The sequence below is a fragment of the Anaerolineales bacterium genome (assembly GCA_016928575.1).
Lineage (GTDB): Bacteria > Chloroflexota > Anaerolineae > Anaerolineales > RBG-16-64-43 > JAFGKK01.
The window spans coordinates 49242-56064 of the sequence record JAFGKK010000069.1 but is presented as its reverse complement, the minus strand read 5'-3'; the positions used below and the strand labels follow the sequence as shown (position 1 = coordinate 56064).

Below are 6823 nucleotides of genomic sequence, written 5' to 3'. Positions count from 1 at the left end.
TCTCCTGGCATAAGTCAGGAGAGGGGGAAGGGGTTGTGGGGTTGGGGGTGAGGAAAGGGCAGGGACGGGGGGCTGAGGAGATACTAAAAATCAACAATGAACCCGGCAATAATTTGCTGTCTGCGGAAGTGCATTCCGCCAATCCGATTTTTCCTTAATCGGTATCAAAGCAATCTCTCCGCCGGCGTCATGCATCGACGGAGAGATTCGGATTCCCAATATTTCGATGGATAAATTCGCTGACCGGAACACACCCGCTTTGGCATTTCGATCCCCCTTTTCCCCAACCTCATCACTCCCGGTGCAGAGGTCAGCCCACCGCCAGGGTCGCCAAAGTCTCGAACATTTGCGCCACGCCCTCGCCGGATTGGGCGCTGGTTTCCACGTACGGCGCGCCGGCTGAATCCGCGAAGGCCTTTCCGGCGCCGCGCGCCGGCGCCAAGTCCAGCTTGTTTCCGACCACCAAAATTTTCGTGCCCTTGGCGTTGGTCTGGGCTTCGGTCAGCCAGGCGGGCAGGTGTTCCAGGGTCTCCGGATTCGACAGATCGAACACCAGCGCGACGGCGCGGCTGCCGCGGTACATCCCGGTGCGCACGACCTCGAACCGGGCCTGCCCGGCCATGTCCCAGATCGAAAGCTTGACCGCGCCGGAGGGCAGTTCCACGACCTTGGTCTGGAAATCCACGCCGATGGTGGCGACCCGCGATTGCTCGAATTTTCCCTCGCAATAGCGCCGGATCAGCGAGGTCTTGCCGACCGCTTCATCCCCGGCCACCGACACTTTGAACAGAGGAATATCCGACATGCTCGAGGCTCCTTGCGCCGCCCGAGGGCGCGGTTATTGCAGATAGTATTCGTGCGGGAAGACCAGGCCTTCGGCGGAGATGGGCGATTGCTGCAGGCGCGGTTTGTTGGCGCGCTCGAAGAACAGGTGGGTCTCCTCGAGCAGCTGCAACTGGCGCGCGGCCGGCTCGGTGTTGTAAAGCGCGATCAGCGTGGTGAATTGGCCGGATACGAAGCACAGCCAGCGGCCGCTTTCGATCTGGCCCGAGCGCATGCGCGATCCGAAGATCTCGCGCGTGGCCTCGCGGTACTGGGAGAGCATCGGCACCATCAGCGCCGGGTCGAGGTCGAACTTGCCGAGGGTCGAGATCGGCATTCCGCTGGCGCTTTCGTAGATGGAAAACCCGAGCGCCTTGGCGTGGTGTTCGCGGCGGATGGCGATGCTCACTCCCTGGCTGACCGCCTGGCGCCATTTTTCCGGCGAGATCTCGAGCATCCGCTCGATGGCCGAGCGCTGCTGTTGGTAATGCTGGTAGAGGTGGATGAAGGTGGCGCGGTTGACTTCGCCGCGGGCGAAATCCTCCGCCAGCTTGTTGGTTTTCTCCTGCACCTCGCGCAGGTGCTTTTCCGCGTCGATGCGCGAATCCATCACCGCGGAGACGTCGAGCGCACCGGTTCCTCCGGGGCGCGCGGGCGGAGCCGGAGCCTGGGGGCCGGCCGCGGGCTTCCCTTGTTCCGTTCGTGGTTTTTCCGGCTTGGAGAGCAACCGCTGCAGCCAATTCATGGACCGTACACCGCTTCCTCTCGGTGAAAAGATTATATCCTAATCACCGGGCGGAGGAAAAACCGCGCGCGGACGGAGAAGCCGGCGCGTTCCGCGGATGCCTAGCGTCCGGTCACGGCGCTGCGCCTTTCCAGGAGCAGCACATCCCGCCAGCGTCCGTTCATCTTCCCGATCCGTTCGCGCCGGCCGACGATGCGGAAGCCGCACGTTTCGTGCAAGGCCAGGCTGGCAGTATTCTCCGGAAAGATCCCTGACTGCAGGGTCCAGATTCCGTTCCGTTCGGATTCTCCGATCAACGCGGAGAGGAGCGCCCGCCCCTCTCCCATCCCGCGCGCCGCCGCCGCCACATACACGCTGACCTCGGCGACCCCGTCATAGACGCGCCGGCCGGAAACGGAAGCGAGCGCCGCCCAACCCGCCAGGCCGTCGTCCGCTTCAGCGGCCAACCGCCCGGCCGGCAGATGCTTGGAATCCCACTCCTCCCAGCCCGGGGCTTCGGATTCGAACGTGGCCTCTCCCGTAGCGATGCCCTCCAAGTAGATCGCGCGGACGGAGGGCCAATCCCCGGGAAGGAGAGGCCGGATTTTACACGGCGGGTTTTTCATACGAGGCATTTTACCGGAAGGCGGGGAAAGGGGGCTACTTTCTTTTCCGGAGGACCATAGCCAGCGCGCCAAGGATCACCGCCGTCAGGGCGAGGGCTGTTTCCAGGTACGGAGCAATGCTTCGAAAACCCACGCGGGAAAAAGATACCCGCACCGGCGGCGGGGTGAAAGCGACAGTCGGACCGCATGGATCGAGCGCCCCATCGGTTCCGCTTTGCGCCTCGCAAACGTCCAAGGCTTGCGTGGAAGTCGGCGCGGGCGGTTCGGTCCGCTCCGCGGCGGCGCCTATCCCGGCCGATTTCTCCTGAGTGCCGGACCGGGTCGCGGCGGGCGGCGGCGAGGCGCTTTCCTCGGCAGCGGCCGGCGCGGCGTCCTCCCCCGCCCATTCCGCGGCGGCATCGTCGGCGGTGCGGTTTTCCCCGGGGACGGCGAACAGCATCTGCGGAGCCTCCGGGGCGGCGGCATTCAGCGTTGATCGGGTGGAGGACACGTCCGTCAACACAACAACCACTAACGCCAGGGCGGCGAACGCCGAGCCCAGCGACATCCAGCGCGGGGATAAGGAAGCCGTCCGCCGCGGGGCTGTGCCGGCTTGCGCCGGAGAAAGCGTAAGCGGCCGCGGGGGCGCCTGCGGCGGCAGGGACCGTAAAACCTCCCGGACCGCGCGCAAGGATTCGAGCTGTTCGCGGAGGTCCGCGTCCCGCTCCAGCCGTTCCTCCAACGTGGATTGCTCCGCAACCGTCAGTTTTCCATCCAGGAATGCGGAGAGGTGTTCCAGCAAACGGGCGTCCTGCGGCGCGCGGGGATTCATGCTCGGGCCTCACTCTCCAGACGGCGCGCCGCCCGCGGAAGTTCCCCCTTCGACCGCAGGCAATCCCGCAACTGGGCGCGGGCGCGGGCGACCCGGCTCTTGACCGTGCCCAACGCCACCCGCAGGGCGCGGGCCGCTTCGGAGTAATCCTGCGCGTGGACGTCGACCAACAGGATGGTCGCCCGCTGATCCGGCGGAAGCTCGGCGAGGCAGTCCTCAATCGCCCGGCGGAGGTCCGACCGCACGGCGGCCGACTCCGGCCCCTCCGCCGGATCGGCCAGGATCTGGAGCGATTCTCCGCCGCCGTTTTCATCGCCCGCGCTGAGATCCTCGATCGAGACCGCCGGGCGGCGCTTGCGCCGCCGCAGTTCATCGAAGCAGGCGTTGGCGACGATCCGCAGCAGCCAGGCCCGGAAGGATTGTCCGCGCAGCTCGCGCAGATGGCGGTAAGCGGAGAGGAACGCCTGTTGGGCGGCGTCGGCCGCGCTTTCCGATTCGCCCAGCATCCGGTAGGCGAATCCATAGGCGTGGTTCTGGTGCGCCAGCACCAGCCGGTTGAACGCGTCCAGGTCTCCGCCCTGGGCTTCCCGGATCAGTAAACCTTCGTCCATGGCGGGCAATGATACTAGATTCCCGAACGCAGAACACCCGGCCCCTCCCCTCCCTGCCCCATTCCCGCTTCGCGGTAAAACGGGGGAGGATTCCGCCGGGAGGAATCCTCCCCCGATAAGCGGTTTAGGCTTATCGGGGGAGGACAGAGGAGGGGGAAGCCGATTACGGATCACGCGATGAGAGAATCCAAGGGAACCGCGGGGCCTTCCGGAAAATGGAACAGGAATGAAGGTCCCAAACCGGGAATATCAAAAACCCATTCGCCCCAGGAGGCTTCGTCCGGCGAATCATCCGTATGAACCATCGCTCCTGCCCGCCGGTACACCGTTCCCTTTGTGTCGGTCAAAGCCATCTTCCAATCAATGAGGTCGGACATGGAAATGACTCCGGACACAACCTTGACGTACACGACCAGGAAATGGCCCCCATCTTTGGGAGAATAGCCCTCCCAGGAATCGACAACCTCCGCCTTGTATACTTTAAGGGATATCTCTTGGACGACAACCGGGGAGTCGATCCCCGGGACGGGTTCCCTGGACGGAGTCGCGGTCGGGGAAGGAAGCGCCGTTCGGCTGGGCGCGAGGTTCTGCTCGACCTCCGCGGTCCGCTCGATAAGTATCGGAATATCCGAAGGAATAACAGGCGTCCGCGTTGACCTTGACACGTTGGAAACGCCGCTGCAGGCTAATGTCAGAACGACGGCGCCCAGAATGATATTCCGTCCTCCTTTGACGACCATGGCTCCTCCTTCGCTTCGTTTTTATGGTAATAGGAATACCGATCCAATAATACTCAATTTTACCGCTAGGAATTCTGCCACCTCCCCTCCCTCCCCCGTTTCCGCTTCGCGGGAAACGGGGGAGGATTCCGCCGGGAGGACAGAATCGGGGAACCGTGCGCCCCCTCCCCTCCCTCCCCCGTTTCCGCTTCGCGGGAAGCGGGGGGGATTCCGCCGGGAGGACAGAAGTGGGGAACTGTGCGCCCCCTCCCCTCCCTCCCCCGTTTCCGCTTCGCAAGAAACGGGGGAGGATTCCGCCGGGAGGACAGAATCGGGGAACCGTGCGACCCCTCCCCTCCCTCTCCCGTTTCCGCTTCGCAAGAAACGGGGGAGGATTCCGCCGGGAGAAATCCTCCCCCGATAAGCGGTTTAGGCTTATCGGGGGAGGACAGAGGAGGGGGCGGGAATGGTATAATCCGCGCGTTCCACAACCTCACATCCTCCGCGTCCAAACGTTGTTTTCCAGGAGAATCCCCTATGTCCGGCCATTCCAAGTGGGCAACCATCAAACGCAAGAAGGGCGCCGCCGACGCCAAACGCGGCCAACTGTTCACCCGCCTCGCCCGCGAGATCGTCCTCGCGGCGCGCGAGGGCGGCGGCGATCCGGAAAGCAACTTTAAACTGCGTCTGGCGGTGGACAAAGCCCGCTCCAACAACATGCCCAAGGAGAACGTCGAGCGGGCCATCAAACGCGGAACCGGCGAGGACAAGGAAGGCGGCGCGATCGAACAGGTGACCTATGAAGGGTACGCCCCGCACGGAATCGCTCTGCTGATTGAAGTGGTGACCGACAACCGCAACCGTGCGGTGGCCGAGGTGCGGCGGATCCTGACCCGCGCCGGAGGCAGCTTGGGCGAGGGCGGTTCGGTCGCCTGGCAGTTCTCCCGCAAGGCTTACTTCTCCATCCCGGCCGCGGGGCTCAACCCGGATAAGATCTTCGAAGCGGCCGTCGACGCCGGAGCCGAAGACGTGCAAATCGGCAAGGACACGATCGAAATCTTCGCCCCCGTCGACGCCTTCAAAGGCATCAGCGAACGACTGCGGATCGACAAAATCGCCCCGGAAGAATCCACCCTGCGGATGGAGCCCAACCAGCACACCGAGCTGAACGCCGAAAAGGCCGTCCAGGTAATGAAGGTCATCGAACAGCTCGAGGAGCTGGACGACGTGAACACGGTGTATTCCAACCTGCTCGTGACCGACGAAGCGGTGGCGGCGATGGAAACCGCCGCCTAGGCGGGGAGGTGCATGCGCGTCGTCGGAATCGATCCTGGAACCGCCACCACCGGATACGGGGTGATCGAGGAAAACGCCGGCCGGCTGACCCCGATCGCCTTCGGGACGATATGCACGCCGGCCGATATGCCGATGCCGTTGCGCCTGCTGGAACTGCACGACCGCCTGATCCAAATCTTCGCTCTCCATGCGCCCGAATCGGCGGCGGTGGAGAGTCTGTTTTTCCAGAAGAACGTGCGCACCGCCCTCTCGGTCGGCCAGGCGCGCGGCGCCGCGCTGCTGGCCTTGGCCGAAGGGCGCCTGCCGGTGAGTGAGTACACGCCGTTGGAGGTCAAGCAGGCCGTCACCGGCTACGGCGGCGCGGAGAAGCGCCAAGTGCAAACGATGGTCCGAACCCTGCTCCGGTTGGCGGAGATTCCTCGGCCGGACGACGCCGCCGACGCGCTGGCGGTGGCCATCTGCCACGCGCACTCGTATAAGATCGCGCGCATCGCGGAGGCGGGATGATCGCATCCATTCGGGGCGGCGTCCAACAAACCGGGGATTCCTGGATCATCATCGATCTTGGCGGCCTGGGGGTCAGGGTGTCGGTTCCCGCCCCGTTGGCAGCCCGCGCCCGCGCCGGACAGGACCTCGCCTTATTCACCCACCTGCTGGTCCGCGAAGATGCGTTGGCGCTGTTCGGCTTCGACACCCCCGACCAACTCTCCTTCTTCGAACTCCTGCTCGGCATCAGCGGGATCGGTCCGAAAGTCGCGCTTTCGCTGCTTTCGCATTTTTCCACCGACACCCTGCGCCAGGCCGTGGCGCGTGGGGCGCCGGAGCGGCTCTCCGGGATTCCCGGCGTGGGAAAGAAGACCGCCGAAAAAATCATCTTTCATTTAAAGGACCGGCTCGCGGGCGAAGCGGGTGCGGCCGCACCGGGATGGAGCGAGACCGACACCGAGGTGGTCGCCGCGCTGACCTCGCTCGGTTATTCAATCGTCGAGGCCCAGGCGGCGCTGCAGCGCATCCCGGCCGACGCACCCGCCGATGCGGAAACCCGCCTGCGCCTGGCACTGCAATCGCTCGACCGGAAATAAGGCCGCCTCCTTTTCGATGGCCGCCTCCCCATCCGCCTTCCGAACGCCTTTGGTCGTCTTCCTCAACAACGAAATCCTCCCCTACCGCGTTCCGTTGTTCCAAGCCCTGCACAATCGAGCCGATCTGAATAC

At 64.4% G+C, this 6823-nt stretch carries 10 protein-coding genes; 3 read left to right on the top strand and 7 right to left on the bottom strand.

The window, feature by feature from the left end:
- Nucleotides 1-83: 83 nt before the first annotated feature.
- The 7 genes from JW929_09620 to JW929_09590 form a co-directional block, all read right to left on the bottom strand.
- Complete coding sequence (locus tag JW929_09620; protein MBN1439655.1) at nt 84-143, bottom strand: hypothetical protein; 60 nt, start codon at nt 141-143, stop codon at nt 84-86.
- A 167-nt stretch (nt 144-310) separates the two neighbouring features.
- The gene (locus JW929_09615; protein MBN1439654.1) at nt 311-805 is read right to left on the bottom strand and encodes a GTP-binding protein; all 495 of its coding nucleotides are present in this window, start codon (nt 803-805) and stop codon (nt 311-313) included.
- A gap of 33 nt (nt 806-838) precedes the next feature.
- Nucleotides 839-1567, bottom strand: a complete 729-nt coding sequence (locus JW929_09610; GenBank protein ID MBN1439653.1) for a hypothetical protein — start codon at nt 1565-1567, stop codon at nt 839-841.
- 101 nt (nt 1568-1668) lie between these two features.
- A complete protein-coding gene (locus JW929_09605; GenBank protein ID MBN1439652.1) occupies nt 1669-2172 on the bottom strand; it encodes an N-acetyltransferase in 504 nt (167 codons plus the stop codon).
- Nucleotides 2173-2206: 34 nt separating this feature from the next.
- Nucleotides 2207-2983, bottom strand: coding sequence for a hypothetical protein (locus tag JW929_09600; GenBank protein MBN1439651.1), 777 nt, complete (start codon nt 2981-2983; stop codon nt 2207-2209).
- Nucleotides 2980-3594 carry a sigma-70 family RNA polymerase sigma factor gene (locus JW929_09595; protein MBN1439650.1) on the bottom strand — a complete coding sequence of 205 codons (615 nt, stop codon included), beginning with the start codon at nt 3592-3594 and terminating at the stop codon, nt 2980-2982. Before JW929_09595 ends, JW929_09600 begins: the two co-directional genes overlap by 4 nt.
- Nucleotides 3595-3764: 170 nt before the next feature.
- Nucleotides 3765-4334, bottom strand: coding sequence for a hypothetical protein (locus tag JW929_09590; protein MBN1439649.1), 570 nt, complete (start codon nt 4332-4334; stop codon nt 3765-3767).
- A 516-nt stretch (nt 4335-4850) separates the two neighbouring features.
- Here JW929_09590 and JW929_09585 point away from each other — a divergent pair.
- From JW929_09585 to ruvA, 3 genes are read left to right on the top strand one after another with little or no spacing between them, the layout of a single operon-like run.
- Nucleotides 4851-5609: a YebC/PmpR family DNA-binding transcriptional regulator gene (locus JW929_09585; protein ID MBN1439648.1), complete on the top strand. Its 759-nt coding sequence runs from the start codon at nt 4851-4853 to the stop codon at nt 5607-5609.
- A 12-nt stretch (nt 5610-5621) separates the two neighbouring features.
- Nucleotides 5622-6116: a crossover junction endodeoxyribonuclease RuvC gene (gene ruvC, locus JW929_09580; GenBank protein ID MBN1439647.1), complete on the top strand. Its 495-nt coding sequence runs from the start codon at nt 5622-5624 to the stop codon at nt 6114-6116.
- Nucleotides 6113-6691, top strand: coding sequence for a Holliday junction branch migration protein RuvA (gene ruvA / locus JW929_09575; GenBank protein ID MBN1439646.1), 579 nt, complete (start codon nt 6113-6115; stop codon nt 6689-6691). Before ruvC ends, ruvA begins: the two co-directional genes overlap by 4 nt.
- Nucleotides 6692-6823: the final 132 nt, after the last annotated feature.